Source organism: Streptomyces sp. AM25, assembly GCF_058146165.1.
Window position 1 is genome coordinate 319463 of the sequence record NZ_JBKIWN010000001.1, and the last position, 20446, is coordinate 339908.

General features: G+C 71.9%; 9 protein-coding genes. 8 read left to right on the forward strand and 1 reads right to left on the reverse strand.

Annotated features, from left to right (window positions below):
• The first annotated feature begins 140 nt into the window (after positions 1 to 140).
• From ACLHRZ_RS01200 to ACLHRZ_RS01235, 8 genes are all read left to right on the forward strand, one after another.
• The gene (locus tag ACLHRZ_RS01200) at positions 141 to 1406 is read left to right on the forward strand and encodes a KamA family radical SAM protein (RefSeq protein WP_490416268.1); all 1266 of its coding nucleotides are present in this window, start codon (positions 141 to 143) and stop codon (positions 1404 to 1406) included.
• Positions 1403 to 8380, forward strand: coding sequence for an amino acid adenylation domain-containing protein (locus ACLHRZ_RS01205; protein ID WP_490416269.1), 6978 nt, complete (start codon positions 1403 to 1405; stop codon positions 8378 to 8380). The genes ACLHRZ_RS01200 and ACLHRZ_RS01205 overlap by 4 nt, the downstream gene beginning before the upstream one ends.
• A gap of 51 nt (positions 8381 to 8431) precedes the next feature.
• Positions 8432 to 9166, forward strand: coding sequence for a hypothetical protein (locus ACLHRZ_RS01210; protein WP_490416270.1), 735 nt, complete (start codon positions 8432 to 8434; stop codon positions 9164 to 9166).
• Positions 9163 to 10806: an MBL fold metallo-hydrolase gene (locus tag ACLHRZ_RS01215; RefSeq protein WP_490416271.1), complete on the forward strand. Its 1644-nt coding sequence runs from the start codon at positions 9163 to 9165 to the stop codon at positions 10804 to 10806. The genes ACLHRZ_RS01210 and ACLHRZ_RS01215 overlap by 4 nt, the downstream gene beginning before the upstream one ends.
• Positions 10803 to 14738, forward strand: a complete 3936-nt coding sequence (locus ACLHRZ_RS01220) for a non-ribosomal peptide synthetase (RefSeq protein WP_490416272.1) — start codon at positions 10803 to 10805, stop codon at positions 14736 to 14738. Before ACLHRZ_RS01215 ends, ACLHRZ_RS01220 begins: the two co-directional genes overlap by 4 nt.
• Entirely contained in the window at positions 14719 to 16497 is a 1779-nt protein-coding gene (locus tag ACLHRZ_RS01225; protein ID WP_490416273.1) for an NAD(P)/FAD-dependent oxidoreductase, read from the forward strand. Before ACLHRZ_RS01220 ends, ACLHRZ_RS01225 begins: the two co-directional genes overlap by 20 nt.
• Positions 16498 to 16699: 202 nt before the next feature.
• Entirely contained in the window at positions 16700 to 17854 is a 1155-nt protein-coding gene (locus ACLHRZ_RS01230) for a pyridoxal phosphate-dependent aminotransferase (protein ID WP_490416274.1), read from the forward strand.
• Complete coding sequence (locus ACLHRZ_RS01235) at positions 17851 to 19113, forward strand: MFS transporter (protein ID WP_490416275.1); 1263 nt, start codon at positions 17851 to 17853, stop codon at positions 19111 to 19113. Before ACLHRZ_RS01230 ends, ACLHRZ_RS01235 begins: the two co-directional genes overlap by 4 nt.
• 13 nt (positions 19114 to 19126) lie before the next feature.
• Here the strand turns inward: ACLHRZ_RS01235 and ACLHRZ_RS01240 are convergent, their stop codons facing one another.
• Complete coding sequence (locus ACLHRZ_RS01240; protein WP_490416276.1) at positions 19127 to 20377, reverse strand: cation:proton antiporter; 1251 nt, start codon at positions 20375 to 20377, stop codon at positions 19127 to 19129.
• Positions 20378 to 20446: the final 69 nt, after the last annotated feature.

A 20446-nucleotide genomic window follows, 5' to 3' on the forward strand; every position in this document is an offset into this window, starting at 1 on the left:
AGCACCTTAAAGGGCTCTGACGCGCCGTCTAAAAGAGACCTGATGCACCGCCTCAAGAGTAATTCGGCATGCTTGAACGGCCGTTGGGGCTGTGCCTATCGTTGAAACTCGGTCCACCCGGATTCAGCCGGAGGTTTCACATGCCGATCGGTGTGCAGAACGGTGCGAGTGCTCGTCATCCCCGGTGGGCGGACGTGCCCGAGGCCGAGTGGAGCGACCCGCGCTGGCAGATGACCCACCGGCTGCGGAGCGCTGCGCAGTTGCGCGAGGTCATGAAGCTCACCGAGGAGGAGGAGAGCGCGCTCGGCGCGGACGAACTGTTCCGCGTGGACATCACCCCGTATTTCCTCAGCCTCATCGACGGGAACGATCCGCAGTGCCCGCTGCGGCGCCAGGTCATTCCCACCTCGCGGGAGATGGAGGCTTTCGACGGACGGCTTCCCGACGCCAATTCGGAGATCGAGAACGAGCCGGTGCGCGGAGTCATTCACAAGTACCCCGACCGGCTCGTCATGCTCGTCACCAGTTCCTGCACCTCGTACTGCCGGTACTGCACACGAAGCCGCTTCGTCGGCGACGGAAAGCAGAACTACGGAAACGCCGACTGGCGGGAGCAGATCCGCTACGTCCGTGAATCACCGCAGGTTCGCGACGTCCTGATCAGCGGCGGCGACCCCTTGTCGATGGCACGGAACCGGCTGGCCGAAATCATCGCCGAAATCCGTGAGATCCCGCACGTCGAGATCATCCGACTCGGCACCCGCGCCCCGGTGTTCAACCCGTTCGTCGTGGACGACGAGCTGTGCGACATCATCGAGGCGAATCACCCGATGTGGGTGAACATTCACGTGAACCATCCGTACGAGATCACGCCCGAGCTCGCCCGGGCCTGCTCCCGGCTCCTCCGCGCCGGCGCTCCCATCGGCGCGCAGGCGGTCCTGCTCGCAGGGGTCAACGACAGCGTCGAAGTACAGCGCCGGCTGTGGACCGAGCTCGTCCGGATCCGTGTGCGTCCGTACTACCTGTACCAGTGCGACTCGGTGCGGGGCGCGGGGCACTTCCGGACGAGTGTCGCCAAGGGCATCGAGATCATGGAAGGTCTGCGGGGGCACATCACCGGCTTCGCGGTCCCGACCTACGTGATCGACAGCCCCGGTGGCGGCGGGAAGATCCCCATCGCTCCGAACTACCTGCTCAGCCTGTCGCCGGAGCGGGCGGTCCTGCGCAACTGGGCCGGAGAGATCACCGAATACAACGGGCCGTCGGACTACCGGTCGGGCTCGACACCGCCGCTGCGCGGGCCGAAGCCGCCTGCCTCGGGCACGCCCTCCGACGTGATCACCGTGTCCGACCGGCTGTCCGCCCCGCAGCCGTCGACCGGCGACGCAGAGAGCACCGGCGCATGAGCCCGGCCGGCTCGGGGGCTGCGCTCCGGGCCCCGGACGGTGACAGCGCCCGCCCCTCCGTCGACGAGGTGCTCGCGGCCGCCGTGACCGTGCTCCAGCGGTACGAGGACCGGGACCGGCTCGTCCTGGACATCACGATCGCACCGACGGACACGGCGCCGGGGGCCGGCGCAGCGCAGCACCGCGTCGTCGTGGACTGCTCCCCCTCGTCCACCTTCGACGGCGTACGGTCCTCGATCGCCGAGCGGCTCCCGGCCCCCCGGCCCGCGGGTCACTGGACCGTCCTGATCACGGACGCCGACGTCCTCGGCCCGGGCGCGAGCCCCCGGCCCACGGCGCGGGGCGAGTTCACTCTGCATCCCGGCGCCGCTCCGGCGATTCGTCTCGAGCATCCGTACGCGTCCGGCACCGGTCTCGGCGAGGCAGTCACCCGCGTACTCGCCGCCGGTAGCGCCCGCCCCGGCCAGGAGTTGGCCGCGCTCCCGGTGCTCTCCTCCGCCGAGACCGGCCTCCAGCAACAGCGGCTCGCGGGCCGGCCGTCCCCGGTGCCCGCCGGGACGACCATCCACGGGCTCGTCCGGGCCGCGGCCGACCGCCACCCCGAACGGGTCGCGGCGGCCTGCGACATGGAGAGCCTCACGTACCGGGAACTCGTCGAGCGCTCCGAGCGCGTGGCCGGGGCCCTGCTGGCCCACGAGGTCGCACGGGGCGAGATCGTGGCCGTCGTCGCCGAGCGGTCGTGCGCGGTGCTCACCGCGGCCCTCGGCGTGCTCACCGCCGGAGGCGCGTTCCTCCTGCTCGACCCCACGCTGCCCGAGGCCCGGCGGGCCCGGCTCCTGGCAGCGGCCGGGGTGCGCCTGGTCGTCACCACCCGGGCCGGGCGCACCGCGTTCACCACGGACCGCCCCGTCATCGTCCTCGAGGACCTCGGGCCGGCCGATGCGGTCCGGTGCCTCCCGCACCTGCACGGCGACGATCTCGCCTACGTCGTCTACACGTCCGGCTCCCGGGGCGAGCCGAAGGGCGTCCTGGTGCGCCACCGGTCGTTCGTCAGCCGTCAGCGATGGCTCATCGACCGCCTCGGCCTCGGCCCCGAGGACGTCTCGCTCGGGCGGACGGCCCTGTCGTTCGATCCCGCCATCTGCGAGATGTTCCGTCTGCTGCCGGTCGGGGGACGCGTGTGGTTCCTGCCCACCGGCCACGAGCGCGACCCGGCGCGCGTGCTCGATGCCATCGAGCGCCAACGGGTCACCGTCGTGGACCTGGTGCCCTCTCCCCTGCGCAGCCTGCTCGAACACGTGGCCGCGCTCGGCCTCCACCCCGCGCTCTCGTCGCTGCGGTGGGTCCTGGCCGGCGCCGAGACCCTGCATCCCTGGCTGGTCGAGTTCTTCGAGGAGGTCGTCGGCCGCCGCGGGGACGCCCGCCTGCTCAACGGATGGGGCGCGACCGAGGTCTGCGTCGACGTCACCTCCTTCGACTGCTCGGCCGGACCGGTCGGCGACCCCGTGCCCGTCGGCCGTCCGATCCCGGGGGTCGGGGTCGCCGTGCTCGACCGCCACGGGCGGTTCACCCCGCTCGGGGTGCCGGGTGAACTCTTCGTACGCGGACGCTGCCTCGCCGCCGGATACCTCGGCGACGCGGAACTGACCGAGGAACGCTTCGTGCGCCGCCCGGTCGCCGGGCCGGAACTGCTCTACCGCAGCGGGGACCTCGTCCGGTGGCGCGCCGACGGGAACCTGGAGTTCCTGGGGCGGCTCGACGACGAGTTGTCGGTCCGCGGGCTGCGGATCGCCCCCGCGGAGATCGAGGCCGCGCTGCGCCGCCACCCCGCCGTGGACGACGCCATCGTGCGCACGGTGGGCGGCGGCCCGTCGGCGGAGGCGGGCAGTGAGCGGCTCGTCGCCTGGGTGACACGCGACGCCTCGTCGGACCCGCCCGAACCGGGCGCCGTCCGCGCGCACGTCGGCGCGCTCCTGCCGTCCGTCATGGTCCCCGAGGTCGTCCATGTGCTGGACGCCTTTCCCCGCACCACGCACGACAAGGTCGACATCGAGGCCCTCCCGACGGCATGCACGGCCCTTGCGGGCGACTCGACGGCCGGCCCCCTGCTCTCGTCACCGTCCGATGCGACCGAGGGAACTCTCGTCGCCCTGTGGCGCGACGTCCTGGAGGGTGTGGTGCCCGGCCCGGACGACGACGTCATCGCCCAGGGCGCCACCTCGTTGGACGCCGCCCGGATGGCCACGCGCGCGGCGGTGGTCCTGTGCGGGCGCCTGGATGTCGTCACGATCTTCGCGCACCCCACGATCCGTGCACAGGCACAGGTGGTACGCGGGTGTGACCACACCTCGTGCCTGGTCGCCCGACTCGAGCCCACTCCGCCGGCCGAGACGGTCCCGGCATCCCACAGTCAGCTCCGCCACTGGATCGCGAGCCGCTTCGACACCACCTCCTCCGCGTACAACATCGCCGTCGGCGCCGAGCTGACCGAAGTCCCCGACCTCTCCGTCCTGCGCACCGCGGTGGACGGACTGACCGCCCGCCACGAGATCCTCCGCACGACGTTCTCCCTGGTGGACGGCGAACTCGTCCAGCGCATCCGGTCCCCCGAACCCGGCTGGGTACCCGTGGAGGCCGACACGGCGGCCGACCCGTCCCGCTGTCTGCGCACGATGGGCGAACGGCCCTTCGCCACCGCGGACGGCCCCCTGCTGCGGCTCGGTCTCATCACCCCGGCGGGCCCGGCGGCGGCGTCCGGCCGGGGGACCGTGCTGTACCTGGTGATCCATCATCTGATCAGCGACACCTGGTCGTTGACCCTCCTGCTCACCGAACTGGCCGCGCGGTGCCGGGCCCTCGCCGCCGGAGACGGCCCGGCGGAGCCGCCACCCGCCCGCCTCCAGTACCGCGACTACACCGCCTGGGAGCACGCACGGCTCGCCGGTCCGGTGGGCCACCGGCTGCGGCAGTTCTGGACCGACCGGCTGGCCGGGCCGCTGCCGGCTCTCGACCTCCCGCTGGACGCCCCGCGAGGTACCGCGCAGGCTCCCGGAGCCGACGTGCAGCGCTTCGTACTCGGCCCGGACGTGACCGAAGCACTGCGATCGTGGGCCGCGGACCGCCGGGCCACACTGTTCATGGCCCTGCTCACCGCAACCTCCGTCTGGCTGCACCAGTTGACCGGCCAGCGCGACCTGATCGTCGGCACCCCGGTGGCCGGCCGCCCGCACGTCGACCTCGAAGACGTCCTCGGCTCCTTCGTCAACAGCATCGCGCTGCGGACCCACGTGGACCCGCAAGCATCCCCCGACGAACTTCTTGCCCACGTCCGCTCGACCGCCCTGGACGCCTTCGCACACGAGGAGTACCCCCTCGACCTCGTCGTCCGGGACCTCGGCCTGGTGCGCGACCCCGGACGCTCGGCCCTCTTCGACGTGATGCTCGTCCTGCAGAACGCGCCCGGAGCCCGCACGGAGTCCGTGTGGGGGGAGCCCCGCGCGCGCCGGGTCGACGTCGACCGCGGCGTCGGCAAACTCGACATGATCGTGACGTTCGTCGAGGACGAGGGCGGGCTGCGCGGCGAACTCGAGTACGACTCCCATCTCTTCGCGAGCACGACGATCGAGCGCTGGCTCGACGGGCTCTCGCGCACGATCGCCGCCCTCCCGCACGCCGGCGGCGCCACCGTCGCGGCAGTGGCGTCCTCGGCGCTGGAGACCGCGGCAGCACCGGCCCTGCTGCACACGGCGGTCGAGCGCCACGCCCGGCTCACCCCCGAGCGCCCCGCCGTGGTGTGCGAGGGCCGGACTCTCACCTACGGGGAGCTCAACCGCAGGGCGAACCGGCTCGCCCGCCGCCTGCGCGACGAGTTCGGCGTGGGCCCCGGGCGGATCGTCGGCTACGCGGTCGAGCGCACCGAGCGCGTGCCCGTCACCCAGCTCGCGATCCTCAAGGCGGGCGGCGCCTTCCTGGGGATCGACCCCATGCATCCCGAGGCACGCCGCCGGACCGTGCTCGAGGACGCCCGGCCGGTCCTCCTCGTGGTCGACGGCCACGACCGCGGCCTCCTCCCGGAGGGGCTGGGGTGGCTCCCCGTGCTCGCCCTCGACGAGGAACCCTTCCCGTCCGACGACGGCGAGGAAGTGGCCGACCTCGCCCCGGTCTCCGGCGCGGACGATCCGGCCTACATCATCTACACCTCCGGCAGCACCGGAACCCCCAAGGGCGTCGTGCTCGAGCACGCGAACGCCCTCGCGCTCCTGTGGGCCGGCGGCTGGCCGTTCGTGTTCCGGGACGACGACGTCTGGACGTCGGCCCATTCGATCGCCTTCGACTTCTCCGTCTGGGAGATCCATCTCCCGCTGTCCCGCGGAGCACGGGTCGTGATCGTGCCCGAGGCCACCCGCCGGGACCCGCGCAAGCTGCTCCCCGCCCTCGTGCAGGAGCAGGTGACCGTGCTGTCCCAGGTCCCGAGCACCTTCGAGCGGCTCGTGGACGAACTCGACCGCCGACCCGGACCGGCACCGGATTCCCTGCGCTACGTGGTGCTCGGTGGTGAACCCGTCAACCCCGGGGCCGTCCGGCGCTTCGCCGGGCACGTGCCCGGCGTGGACATCGTCAACGGCTACGGCATCACCGAGACCACCGTCTTCACGACGTTCAAACGACTCGACCCCTCCGAGGTGCCCGGGCCGTCGTCCGACACGCAGAACATCGGCCGCCCGATCGGGACGATCAGCGTGAACCTGCTGGATCCGGACGGGAAACCGGTTCCCGACGGCAGCGTCGGCGAGATCGTCATCGGCGGGCCCACCGTGGCCCGCGGCTACCTCGGCCGGCCCGAGGAGACCGCCCGCGCCTTCGAACTGCCCGCACCCGGCCCCCGGTTGCAGGACGGGGCGGGCAACAGACCTCGATCCCGGCGGTGGTACCGCTCCGGGGACTTCGCCCGGCGCCTCCCCTCCGGTGACCTGGTGTTCGTGGGACGGCGGGACCGCCAGGTCAAGATCCGCGGATACCGGGTGGAGCTCGAGGAGGTCCGCGCCGCGATCCAGAGCACCGGACTGCTGGCCGGCGACACCGTGACCGACGCCTGGGCGGGAACCACCGGCGCCCCGACGCTCGTGGCCTACGTCGACGACCGCGACCGGGAACGGATCCCCGCCCTGCGCCGACGGCTGCGTGAGCTCCTGCCCGCGCCCATGGTCCCCACCCGGTTCGTCACCGTCGACACCTGGCCGACCACGGCCAACGGGAAGGCGGACCTGGACGCGCTGCGCGCCCGCTCCTCCGGCCCCACGCCGACCTCTGCCGAGCAGAAACCGGAGGACCCCCCGCCCGCCGAGGACGGCACGCCCGGCACGGTGGCCGTACTGCGGGCGCTGTGGGGCGAGTTGCTGGGACGCCCCGGCTTGGGTCCGGACGCCAATTTCTTCTCCGTCGGCGGCCACTCCCTGCTGGCCGTGGTGCTGGTGACCCGGGTCGAGGAAGAGCTGGGCGTGCCCCTCGCCCTCGAGGACGTGTTCACCTACGCCACACTCGCCCGCCAGGCGGAGCTGATCGACGCCCGCCGCACGCCCGCAGTGGAGCAGCCCGCCGTCCGGCCGGTCACGATCCCCCGGGCCCCGGCCTCCGAGGACTACCCGTTGTCGCCCGCGCAGTCGGAATTCTGGCTGCTCGACCAGTTCCGGGCCCCGGAGACACCGGCAGCGCTCCCCGAGGTCCTGGACCTCGGCACCCCGTGGGACCCCGCGGCCGACCGTGCGACATTCGCCCGGCTCGTCGAGTCCTTCGCGATCCTGCGCACCGATTTTCCCCTGGCCGGCGACCACCCCCGGCAGCGGATCCGTCCCCACGGCCACGAGGACGCCCTTCGGCTGACCGACCTGTCCCGCTCCCCCACCACCGAGGACCTGCACAAACTCCTCGAGGAGGAGGCGAGCCGTCCGCTGGACCTCGCCCAGGGGCCCCTGTTCCGGCTCCACCTGGTCCGGCGGCCCGGCGCATCGGTCCTCGCCGTGGTCACCGCCCACCACATCGTGTGGGACGGCATGTCCTGCGACGTCCTCGCCCGGTGGTGGCAGCAGGACCGGCGGGCACAGCGTGACGGCAGCGCCCTCCCCCAGCCGCCGACGCGGCAGTTCCACGACATCGCAGCCCACCACCTCACCTGTCTCGGCACCCCGGACGGGCGCGCCGAACTCGCCTGGTGGACAGGGCAGTTGGCCGGAATCGACCGCGCCCGCCCCGATCTCACGCCCCTGGGAATCGCCCACCGGGCCGGGCCCCGGGACTTCATCGGGCGCCGCCACTGGGTGAGCGTGAACGCCCGTCGTACCCACATGCTCCGGGCGCTGTGCGCGGACACCGGCACGACGCTCTTCGCCGGACTGCACGCCCTCGTCAAGGCTTTTCTGTTCGCCACGACCGGGCAGACCGACCTCGTCGTGATGTCACCTGTCTCGCTGCGGGACGGGCCGGTCCTCGACGAACAGCTCGGACCGTTGATCAACACCCTCGGCATCCGCGACCGCGTCGAGCCGCACGCCCCCTTCACCACGCTCCTGGGCTCCGTACGCCGGTCGGTTCGCGACGCCCTCGCCCACCGATGGGTCCCGTCGGGGGACATCGGCCGGGCGCTCGGGCTGGATGCCGACGCACCGCTCGCCGACGTCGGCCTGACCCTCCAGCCCCGGGCCCTGCTGACCGACGCCGAAGACACTCCCCGGCCGGGCCTCGTCTTCGGCGCCCACACGGCGCTGTGGTTCGACATCACCGAGCGGGCGGACACGCTGGACGTCGAGATCGTGGCGCCCCGCGCCCGCACCGACGACGACACGCTCGCCCGACTCGGGCGTGCCTTCCTGCAGATCGTGGAGACGCTCCTCGATCACGCCGACGATCCGCTGGACCAGGCCGTGAACGCCCGGCCGACGCCGGCCACGGACTCCCTGACCATCGAACTGCGGTACTGAACCACACATCCCGGGACCGGTTGCCGAGCCGGCCCGCCGAGAGGAGCAGCAGTGGACGCCCAGGCAGTACCGCCCGTCAAGGAGCACTACGAGCCGGTCGACCAGGAGGTCTGGCAGCGCCTGTACCACCAGCAGGCGGTCCTCGTCCCGTCTGCCGCGCCGCCCTTCTACCTGGAGGGGCTCGCCCTGCTCGGCCTCCCCGCGGATCATGTGCCCGACCTCGAGCAGATGAACGAGCGCTTGAGCGCGGTCAGCGGCTGGACGTTCGTGCCGGTCAACGGCCTCGTGAAGGGGCCCGAGTTCTTCGACATGCTCCGGAACCGGCGGTTCCCCGTGACCAGCCAGATGCGCACGCCCGAGGAGGTGCGCTTCTCCAAGCTGCCTGATCTCTTCCACGACCTGTTCGGCCACGGCCCCTACCTGGCCCACACGCGCACGGCGCTGCTGTACCAGGAGTTCGGCCGCATCGGCGTCCAATGCGTCACGCGCCCCGACGACTTCGCGCTCCTGCAGAGCATCCTGTGGAGCACTCTGGAGACCGGCCTGATCCAAACGCCCGACGGACTCCGGGCGCTGGGGGGCGCCGTCCTCTCCTCGGCCGACGAGATCCGGCAGAGCCTCGACCCCGCCGCCCCGGTCGAGCCCTTCGACCCGGAGGTGGTGCGGTTCGCGACGTACGACATCCTCCGGCTCCAGAACCGGTACTTCGTCGTCGAGGGCCTGGAGCAGATCGAGTCGGCCCTGGCGGCCCTGGACGCGCCGGCGTCCGACGGAGACCGCTCGTGACCGGGACGGAGACGCAAGCGGCCGCGAGGTCCTTCCTCCGTGGCGACGTCGAGGTCGAGCCTCTGGTCGACCGCTGGTACGCGTGGGTGCACCTCGTCTCGCCCGCGACGGCCGCCTTCGTCGTCGTCGAACGCCACCTGCGGATGATGGAGTCCTACATCCGCTCTCCGGCGATGCACGCGGCCGCGGCGGCGAACCCGGCGACGCGCAGCGGCCCGTTCCTCGACCTCGGCGGCGCCAAGGTCGCCGAGGTCCAGGAGCTGCTGGACGCGACGCGTGCCAAGGCCCGTCACCGGCAGGACTTCGTGTCGGCGTTCGCCGAGCTCGACAAGCTCCTCGAGGGCACGACCGGCAACGCCCTGGAGCCGCTGTACCCCGACGTCCCGGCCGCGTTGCAGGGCCTGGTCGAGCTGGAGTACGACCGCCACAACCGGGCACGCTGCCGGCTCTACGAACGGCTGCTCTACACCGACGCGTTGGCCGACCCCTCGGGGCAGTGTGTGCGCCTGGTGCCCTCGGACCGCGACGGCGACCGCCCCTTCGCGTTCTCCACCCCCCGCCTGCCCGCGGCGCCTTCGGGCACCGCCGACGACGCCGTGGAGCTCACGGTGCCCTTCGCCGCACCGGCCCTCGACACGCTGTTCCGCGCCCGCACCGAACCCGTCGACCCGGACGCGCTCGCCGAGGAACTGGACCTGGACGCCGGCACCCGTCCTCGCTTCCGGGAGCTGTTCACCTCCACGCCTCCGCGGACGCCGACCGACGGCAAGGATTCACCGGCCGGACGCGGAGCGGCCCGGGTGACCTACTTCGGGCACGCCTGCGTGCTGTTCGAGGCCGACGGCGTCAGCATCCTCACCGACCCCGTCATCGCCTACGACCACGCGTCCGACGTGCCGCGCTTCTCCTACGCCGAGCTGCCCGACCGGATCGACTACGTACTGATCACCCACGCCCACCACGACCATGTCCTGCCCGAGACGCTGCTGCAGATCCGGCACAGGGTGGGAACGGTGATCGTGCCGGGCAACGACGGCGGCGGGCTCATGGACCCGTCGCTGCGTCTGGTCGTCGAGCACCTGGGCTTCCCCGACGTCCGGGAGGTGCGCGAGCTCGACGTGATCCCCCTTCCCCACGGGGCGGTCACCGCCGTGCCGTTCGTCGGCGAGCACCACGACCTGGCGATCCGGTCGAAGTCCACCTACCACCTCCGCCTCGGCGGCCGGACGGTCCTCGTCGGGGCCGACACCGCCAACATCAACCCGGCGCTGTACGACCGCGTGCACGATCTGGTCGGCGACATCGACCTGTTGTTCCTGGGCATGGAGTGCGAGGGCGCTCCGGCGAGCTGGGTCTACGGCCCGTACTTCGCCCACCCGCTCGACCGGGACCACGACCGCAGCCGCAGAGGGCGCGCATCCACGTGCGCCGAGGCCCTCGACGTCGTCGAACGCTTCAACGGCTCGGAGGTCTATGTGTACGCGATGGGGGAAGAGCCCTGGCTCTACCCCCTGTTGGGCATCCCCTACACCACCGAGTCCCTGGCCCTTCAGGAAGCCGAGCGCCTGGTCAAGACCTGCCAGGCGCAAGGCCGCCACGCCGAGCGGCTCTACGGTGCCAAGCGTTGGAGCTGGTCATGACCACCTCGCGCATCGAGGCTCTGCAGGGCCCGGCCCACCACCGCCAGCGCGCCGCCTGGCTGACGGCCATGCCGTCCGCCGAGGACGCCCTGCACTGGGCCGACTCCTTCGTGACCACCACGACGGCCGCGCCGGGAACACGCCACAGCGCCGCCATCGGGCCGGAGACCCGTCGCCGGGTCACCGCCGTGACCGGCGGACAGGCCCTCGGCGACTTCGTCGTCCTCCTCGCCGCCCTCGTGGCCGTCATCCAGCGCACGTCGGCGCGCGACGTGGTCTGGCTGTCCACTCCCCTGCTCCGCGGAGTGGACAGCCCCTATGCGCACGACACCCACGTGCCGCTGGTCTTCCGCCCGGAGCGGCACGGCAGTTTCCGGTCCCTGCTCGAGCACGTGCGCGACCAGGTCGCCACCTCCTACCCGATCCAGGGCTTTCCCGTCCGCGACCTGTGGGCACAGGCGGACGGACCGGCGGAGACCGGCCTGGTGATCGCCGAGGCCGGCCTGCACGAGGCGGTGACGGCCGACGACACCACGGAGCTGGTGATCAGGATCGACGCCCACCGGGGCAGCTTCGAGGTCGAGGACCGGCACGGCCGGTTCCCGTCCTGGTTCGCCGGCCACATCGTCCGGCTGGTCGAGCGGGTGCTGGGGCACCTCGCCGACCCCGACGTCACGGTGGCCGGTCTGGAGCTGCTCGACGACGACGAGATCCGCCATCAGCTCGACACCCTCAACGCCACCGACGTCCCCTCCCACACCCCGGACGATTCGTTGGCGACCCGGTTCCGGGCGGTGGCCGCCACGGCCCCCGACGCCCCCGCCGTCCTCGCCGGCGGCCGGACGGTGAGCTACGGCGAACTGTGTTCCCGGGCCGGGCAGTTCGCCCGTCACCTGCGCAACGACCTGGGCCTCGCCCCCGGAGAAGCGGTCGCCGTCCTCATCACCCGCACCGAGGACACCCTCGTGGCGCTGTGGGGGTGCGTGACCGCCGGTGCGGCCTACGTCCCCATCGACCCGCAGGCCCCGGCCGACCGCATCGCAGGGATCGTGGAGGCGACGAAGGCGAAGGCCCTGGCACTGCACTCCAGCCTGCTGGACCGCCTCACCGACCTGCCAGCGCTCGCCGTGTGCTGCCCGGACCTCCAGTTCCCCGCGACCGCGGCCGGACCGTCGCCCGACCCGTCCTGGCCGGACCCGCGGGGCGACGACGCCGCCGCAGTGATCACGACCTCGGGCTCGGGCGGAACCCCCCGCACGGTCGTCCTCGACCACGCCGGTCTGGTGAACGTCGGTCTCGACCACGTGACCGAGCTCGGTCTCGGCCCGGGCGACCGCTACCTCCAGTTCATGGCGCTCTCCTTCGACGGCGCCCTGCTCGACATCGTCATGACCCACCTCGCCGGGGCGGCGCTGGTCCTCCCCGACGAGCAGGACCTCGCCGACCCGCGCCGTCTCGAAGGCCTGATGGCCGAGCACGCCGTCACGGCGACCACCATCACCCCCTCCTACCTCAGTGGCCTCGACCCGTCGCGGCTGACGGACCTGCGCGTGGTCATCTCGGCAGCGGAGCCGGCGAACGCGTCGGACCTGGCGGCATACGCGGCCCGCGGCGTCGCGGCCTACAACGGGTACGGCCCGACCGAGGCGTGCGTGAACACGACTCTGCACCGGGTGGACCCGGCGCGCGCCTACCGCAGCGTGCCGATCGGCCGGCCGCGCGCCAACAAGCAGGTCTACGTCCTGGACCGGGACAGGCGTCTGTTGCCCCGTCACGTCATCGGCGAGATCGCGATCTCCGGGCGCGGCGTGACATCGGGGTACGTCGGGGACCCGGACCAGAGCGCCCGCCGGTTCGTCCCGCACCCGTTCCGCCCGGACGGCGGCATGCTGCACCTCACCGGCGACCTCGGCGCCTGGGACGAGAACGGGGAACTGGTCTTCGCCGGGCGACGGGACCGGCAGGTGAAGATCCGTGGTTTCCGGGTGGAACCCGCCGAGATCGCGAACGCGCTGCGCACGCACGACCGCGTCGAGGACGCCGTCGTGGTGGCCGATTCCGCGCGCGGGGTTCTCGTGGCCTTCGTCCGCGGGCCGGGCGCCCACGGCCCGAAGCACGACGAGGTGCTGGCGCACGAGCTCTCCGGGCACCTCGCCCGGATGCTCCCCGCCTACATGATCCCGGGTGCCGTGCACGGCATCGACGTCTTTCCCACCACCGAGCACGGCAAGGTGGATCACCGCGCCCTCATGGACGTGCACACGCAGCGGATGGCCGAACGCCCGGTCAGCCGGCCCGTCAACCCGCTCGAATCGGCTCTGGCCGAGGCGTGGGCGGAGGTACTGGGCCTGTCCGTGGTCGGCGCCGAGGACGACTTCTTCCGGCTCGGCGGCGACTCGATCCGGCTGATCCAGGCCGTGCAGGCCGCGCAGCGCGCGGGGATCGCCCTGCGCACCAGCGACGTCATCGAGCACCGGACCGTGCGGGCGCTCGCGCACATGGTCGCCGGACGCGCCGACGACACCGGGCCCGTGGCACCGGCCGTGCGCCCGGCGGTGGCCCTGACCGACGTCGAGGCCCGGAACCTGCCGGAGCGGTGCGAGGACGCCTACCCGCTGACGCACCTCCAGGAGCGCATGGTGGCCTGGTCCGCCGAGCCGGCCCTGCGGGCACTGCACGCCTACCACTGCGTCGCGGGATGGCGGCTGCGCGACGACGACTTGGACGTCGGCGTACTGCGGCGGGCGCTGCGCGGTCTGGTCGAGCGGCACCGGTCGCTGCGCACGGCCGTGGTCGATGTCCCCGGTTCGGGGCGGCTGCTGCAGTGCGTGCTGCCCGCGGAGGACACCCTCGTCGAGACCGTCGTCACCGGCCCGGAGGGCAACGCCGAACAGGTGCTGAACGCCGTCGTCGAGGCCGATCTCGCCGCCCCGTTCACCACCGAAGGCGCCGTGCCGTGGACCCGCTTCCGCATCGTGGTGCGCTCCGCGACCGAGGCCGACGTCGTGATGTCCGCGCATCACGCGATGACGGACGGGTGGAGCGGGGTCCAGTTGCGCAACGAACTGCTCGAGGACTACGAAGCGCTCCGCGACGGCGGCCGCCCGGACACCACGGCGCCCGCAGTGGACTCGTACCGGGAGTTCGTCGCACTCGAACGGGCGCTCGCCGACGACTCGCAGGCGCGGGGCTTCTGGGCCGAGGCCCTCGCCGCGCTCCCGGACGCCTCGACGGCCTCGCGGCACCGGGTGATGCAGCGCGTGGGCAGCACGGAGACCGTCGTGCCCCCGGAGCGCACCGAGGCGATCCTCGCGGGTGCCCGGACCGAGGGTGTCTCCCCCAAGGCCCGCTGTCTGACCGCGTTCGTCTCCGCCCTCCACCGGCACACCGGCACACCGTCCCTGACGGTCGGCGTCGTCGCCAACGGCCGCTCGGAGCGGCTGACCGAACCGCTCCGCACCACCGGCCTGTTCTGGAACATCCTGCCCGTCACCTCCCGGTGGGACGCCGGCGCGCCACCCCCTGCGGCGCAGGCGGTCCAGGCCGGACTCGAGGCGCTGGAGCCCTACGCGGGGTTCCCCCTCGCCGACCGCGTCGCGGACGACCGGGCGGTCGCGGGGTGGTTCAACTTCGTGCACTTCCATCACGCCCGTGGGGCCGTCGGCCGGCTGACCGTGGTCGAGGAGTGCGTCGCCCTCGGGCAGCTCCACCACCCGCTCGTGCTCGGGGTGTCGCTCGAACCGTCCGTTCCCGGCGGCGCTCCCCGGCTCGTCGCCACCCTCGAACACGACCTCGACCGGCTCGACGAGACCGAAGCCGCACGGCTGTTGGCCCTGTGGTCCGAAGCACTGTCCCGGCCGACGGCCGACACCCCGGGCAGCGGCACCGTACCCGGCGATCCGGAGGACTCCCGTGACACTGTTCAGCCCTGAACACTCCGAGACCCGCGACGGCATCCCCTGGTACGACGTCGTGGTCTGCGGCGGCGGACTCGCGGGCGCCACGTTCTCCCGCCACCTGCGCCGGGAGCAGCCCGACGCCTCGGTCCTGACCATCGACGGCCAGACCTACCCGGTGCCGCTGGCGGCCCACAAGGTCGGCGAATCGACGGTGGACATCGCGGGCTTCTACTTCTCCTCGGTCCTCGGGCTCGCCGATTACATGGCGGAGAAACATCTCCCCAAGCTGGGCCTGCGCTACTTCTTCGGGCGGGCGGGCGAGCCGTTCGCGCACGCCTCCGAGATCGGGCTGTCGGCGTTCCCCGGGCGGTCCACCTACCAGATCGACCGCGGGGTCCTGGAGAACGACCTCTACGAGATGAACCTCAAGGCCGGTGTCGAGATCGCCACCGGCAGCAAGGTCCGCGACATCGGCCTGGGCCCCGGCCGGACCCCGCACCTGGTGACGTACGTCGACGGGGCGGGAGCTACCCGCAGCGCACGCTGCCGGTGGGTGGTCGACGCCATGGGGCGGGCCCGGTTCCTCCAGCGCAAACTGGGCCTGCTGCGCCCCACCGAGGGCGAGTTCAACGCCGCGTGGTTCCGCGTCACGGGCCGGCTCGACGTCGAGGACTTCGTCCCCGACGACCAGGCCGGCTGGCACGAGCGGGTGCCGGGCCGACAGCGCCGGCTCTCCACCGTCCATCTCATGGGCCCCGGTTACTGGGTCTGGCTGATCCCGCTCGGCTCCGGCAACACGAGCGTCGGCATCGTGACGTCCGGCGACCTCCACGACATCGACGCCATGAGCACCCTTCCCGGCGCCGTCGCATGGCTGGAACGGCACGAACCGGTGGTCGTGCCCGCGCTGAGCCGTCACGAGGTGCTCGACTTCCTGGCGGTCCGCGACTACAGCTACACCTCCGCCCAGGTGTTCTCCGAGGACCGCTGGGGCTGCATCGGGGAGGCCGCGGCCTTCGCCGACCCGTTCTACTCCCCCGGCTCCAACATGATCGCCTTCGAGAACTCGGCACTGATCGAGCTGATCGGCGAGGACGCCCGGAGGGGACTGCGCCCGGAGCGGGCCGAGGAGCTGAGCCGCTTCGTGCTCGGCCAGAACGACTGGCTCGAGTACAACATCCACAGCTCCTACTCGTACTTCGGCGAACCGCTGATCATGGCACTGTCCTTCATCTGGGACACGCTGCTCTCCTGGACCACGGCGACCCCGCAGATGTTCAACGGCATCTTCCTCGACGAGGAGAAGGCCGCCGCGGTCCGTGCCGCGACCCCGGGCCTGTACCCGCTGGCCGTCCAGGTCAAGCGGCTGTTCAAGCAGTGGGAGCGCGCGGCGGGGCAGGGCCGGGACTTCCGCTTCATCGACTACTACAAGATCCCGTTCCTGCGCGAGGCCTATGAACGCAACCTCGTCGAAGGCAAGTCGGTGGCCGAACTCGTGGACGACCACCGCCACTCGATGGCCGTGCTCGAGGAAGTGGCCCTGGCCATCTTCCTCATCGCCGTGGAGGACGCCCTGCCCGAGCGGCGGGCACACCTGGACCGGCACCCCTGGCTCAACGCCTGGGCGATCGGCCTGGACCCCGAACGATGGCAGTCCGACGGGCTGTTCGAGCCCACGACGACACCGCGATCGCTCCACCAGGCGTACGCGGGTCTCACGGCGCTGTTCGACGCCCCGCCACCGGAACCCGGCACGACGCCATCCGCGCTGCCGATCCACCTGCAGCTCTGAACGATCCTGCCGAAGTGCGGACCCCAGCGGCCCGCAGGGACCGAACCGCACTTCTCATGGCGCGTCCAGGGCGTGTTCCAGAAATCGGTCACGGTCATGTGGTGATCATGTTCCCTGGCCCGGGGCGACCCGTCAGAAGGCTCGGTGGCGGCGCCGGGACCACCGCCGTCGAGCCACACCTCTCCACTCCCGAGGAGTGCCCATGATTGTGCCGAGCCGTCGATGGCACGAGCTGTCCGTGATCGAGCGTCAGGCACGTGCGGCGCAGAAGAGCGGACGGCCCACGTGGGATCTCGCGGAAGCCCTGATGCGAGGTCTGCCGACATCGACCGGCCGGGTCTCGTTCAGCGCCGAGACCTATCCCGACCCGCAGGGAATGCGGGACCTCCGGCGCCGGATCGCGGCCCGGGAGAACGCGAAGTACGGCCTGGCGCTGGACGAGCGCCACATCGTGGTGACCCACGGTGCGACCGAGGCACTGTTCCTGGTCACCCACACCTTCCTGACCTCCGGCGACCGGGCCGCCGTCCAGGCACCGAGCGTCCTCTTCTACCGGGAGATCCTCGAGAACCTCGGCGCCACCGTCGTCCCGCTGGACGCAGCACCCCGAGGTGCCGCTCCCGCGCGGATACGGCTGGTGCACAGCCCGTCGAACCCCGACGGCCGTCTCCTCACCGAGGGCGCCGTGGCCCTGCACGCCGACGCAGCGTGCACGGACGGCGCGCTGCTCGTCATGGACCAGGTGTACGACGAGCTGATCGTCGGGGGTGCACGCCCCCGCGAGGACCAGGCCCTGATCGACAGCGGCCATGTCGCGAAGGTCAACTCGGTGTCGAAGAGCTTCGGATGCCCCGGCATCCGCATCGGCTGGATCTCCACCGCGCCGGCGAACGCCGAAGTGCTCACCGGGGTGGCCGAACGTCTGCGCATGGGCCCGTCGCTGGTGGCTCAGCAGGCGGCGGCGGCTCTGCTGGAACAGCCGGTGGACGGGAACCTGCCGGTACTGGCCGAGCGCCGGGCCATCGCCATGAAGGCCCTGCCCATGCTCGACGTCTTCGAGGCGGCGGCGCCTCCGGCGGGCGGCCCGTTCCTCTGGCTGAGGCTGGCCGACCCGGACGACGACGCCCGGCGACTCTGCGACCGGGCGCTGGCGGAGGCAGGCGTGCGGCTGATGCCCGGCAGCGGTTTCTGGCAAGGCACGGACGACCGGGTGCGCCTCTCGTTCGGCGCGGTCCCCGACTGCCTCCACGCAGCATTCGACCGTCTTCGGCAACTGACCGGTCCCGTTCCGGCGAGCGCGGGAGAACGCGAAACCCGCCCGCGCACGAACCGGCCGGGACAGCAGGTACCGCGGTGACGCCACCGGAGACCCATGCCCCGCCCCGAACGGGGCTGCGACGCAACCGTGACTTCCAGATCCTCTGGACGGGCGAGACGGTCTCGATGTTCGGTGCCGAGGTCAGTCTCCTGGGCCTGCCGATCACCGCCCTCGTCGTGGTCGGCGCCGACGCCACCGGCCTGGGCCTGCTGCGGTTCGTCGAGTACTTTCCCTTTCTCGTCCTGGCGCTGCCGCTCGGAGTTCTCGTCGACCGCATAAGATGCCGCCCGCTGCTGATGATCGCCAACGCCGCCCGCGCCCTGCTCGTCGGCGCCGTCCCGGTGCTCGCGGCATTCGGGTGGCTGACCCTGGCCTGGCTGTTGGCCCTCTCCACGGGCATCGGGGCGTTCACCGTGCTGTTCGACCTGTGCCTCGTGGCGTACCTGCCGAAGTTCGTGGCCGCCGAGGACCTGCTGTTGGCCAACGGACGCATGTCCGTGAGCCAGGCGGCGGCGGAGGTCGCGGGGCCGGGGCTGTTCGGACTGCTCGTGCAGGTGCTCTCCGCGCCGATGTGCCTGGCCGTCGACGCGGGTTCCTATGTTGTGTCCGTCTTCTCCCTCCTGCTCATCAAGCGACGGGAGCCCGGACCGACCCGACGTGCCGGCACCCCCTGGCGGGACCTCTGCGACGGGCTGCACTTCCTCGTGAGCACGCCCCCGATGCGGGCGGTCACCCTGGCCGGGAGCCTCTACAACCTGGCGTGGGCCATCTTCCAGACCGCATTCCTCGTCTACACGAACCGTGTTCTCGGGTTCGACATCGGCGTCATCGGCATCGTCCTCGCAGTGGGCGCGACCGGCGGCCTGGCCGGGGCCGCGGGCGCGCCCTGGCTCTCCCGGCGCCTTCCCGTGGGCGTCGCCTTCCTCGCGGCGGCCGCCGCCGGCACCGTTCCCGCCCTGCTCATCCCTGCCGTCTCGGAACGGCAGACGTCTCTCGCCGTCGTTCTCACCGCCTTGTTGACCGTCATAAACGGTGGTCTGGCGGTCTACAACGTCCTCACCGCGACGCTGCGGCAGAGCGTCACTCCCGACGGGCTCCTGGGGCGGGTCGTGGCGGGCTACCGGACCCTGGTGTTCGGGGGCATTTCCCTCGGCGGCCTGGTCACCTCATGGCTCGGCGGCTTCGCCGACACGCGCACCATTCTCCTGGTGGCCGCGCTGCTCTTCGCCTCGGCCGTGGTACCGATCCTGTTCTCCCCGGTCCCGCGCATAAGGAGTTTCGTGTGGGAGGCCGCTTGAGCGGCGGAAGGCGCTATCCGTCCCGCTCGCTCCGGCTCGGCGTCGGGAGCCGGGCACCCGGTGCTGCTTGGCCCTTCAGCGACGAGCCGCTGCTCCATCGCAACAGCGGGCCCGACACGACCGTGGTCACGACGGCCATCACGACCATCAGCGAGTAGAGGTCGGGATCCAGGATCCCCAGGGAGAGACCGACCGTGAGCAGCACCAGCTCGGTCAGGCCCCGCACGTTCATCAGCGTGGCGAGCATCGCGGCCGACCGGTGATCGAGGCGGGCGGCCCGGGCCCCGCCGTAGACGCCGAGGAGCTTCCCGCCGCCCGCGACGAGCAGAATCAGCAACAGCTCGCCGATCGCAGTGACGTTGAGGTGCGAGAGGTCCACGCGGAAGCCGGCGACCACGAAGTAGATCGGCATGAGGAACGACGCCAGCGGCTCGATCGAGATACCAAGGCTCTCCCGGAACCCGGCGCGCAGTCCGGTGCGGGGTACGACGAGGCCGAACAGGAAGGCCCCGAAGATCAGATGCAGCCCCATCCACTCCGTCGCACCGCCGGAGGCGAGCGCACCCGCCACCACGAGCGACACGACCACGGACCGGGGCAGTCTGCCCACGACCCGGCCGCGCAACAGCCAGGGGACGGCGAACACCATGGCCGCGGCGTAGGGAAGGAGCAGCAACAGGTGCCAGGAGTGCCCACCCGCCCTGACGATGGCGACGACGGCGAGCACGGTCCAGGCGATCACGTCGCCAACGGCCGCCAGCGCCAGTGCAAGTCCGCCGACCCGACTGGTGAGCAGACCGAAGTCGACGATGATCCGGGCAAGGACGGGAAAGGCGGTGACGGCCATGGCCGTTCCGAGGAACACCACGAACACCACCGGCTGCCGGCTCGGGTGATTGCCGAGCAACCAGAACGCGAGCAGGGCCCCGAGCCCGAACGGCACCACGAGCGACCCGGCGCAGAGCCGGCCCATCGTGCCCGCGTGCCGACGCACGACACGCGGATCGAACTCGAGTCCCACCAGGAACATGAACAGCGCCACGCCGACATTCGCAAAGGCACCGAGCGACGGGCGGACATCGGCCGGGAAGAGCGCGTCGGTGAGCCTGCCCCCGAACAGGGTGGGGCCGAGGAGCAGGCCGCCGACTATCTCCCCGACCACCGAGGGCTGACCGAGGCGGCGCGCGAGGGCAGCCATCGCCTGGCAGACGAGGACGAGAACGGCAAAGGCGAGCAGTAACGAGCTCGCGTCCGGGGCGCTCATCGCATCACGGGTACGGAGCGAAGGGGCAGGAGGACCACGTTTTCCCTTTCCTGTTCGCGAGGCCGGCGC

Coding starts and splice junctions, on each gene's coding strand:
- ACLHRZ_RS01230 (WP_490416274.1), top strand. CDS start 16,700: ATGATTGTGCCGAGCCGTCGATGGCACGAGCTGTCCGTGATCGAGCGT.
- ACLHRZ_RS01240 (WP_490416276.1), bottom strand. CDS start 20,377: ATGAGCGCCCCGGACGCGAGCTCGTTACTGCTCGCCTTTGCCGTTCTC.
- ACLHRZ_RS01220 (WP_490416272.1), top strand. CDS start 10,803: ATGACCACCTCGCGCATCGAGGCTCTGCAGGGCCCGGCCCACCACCGC.
- ACLHRZ_RS01205 (WP_490416269.1), top strand. CDS start 1,403: ATGAGCCCGGCCGGCTCGGGGGCTGCGCTCCGGGCCCCGGACGGTGAC.
- ACLHRZ_RS01200 (WP_490416268.1), top strand. CDS start 141: ATGCCGATCGGTGTGCAGAACGGTGCGAGTGCTCGTCATCCCCGGTGG.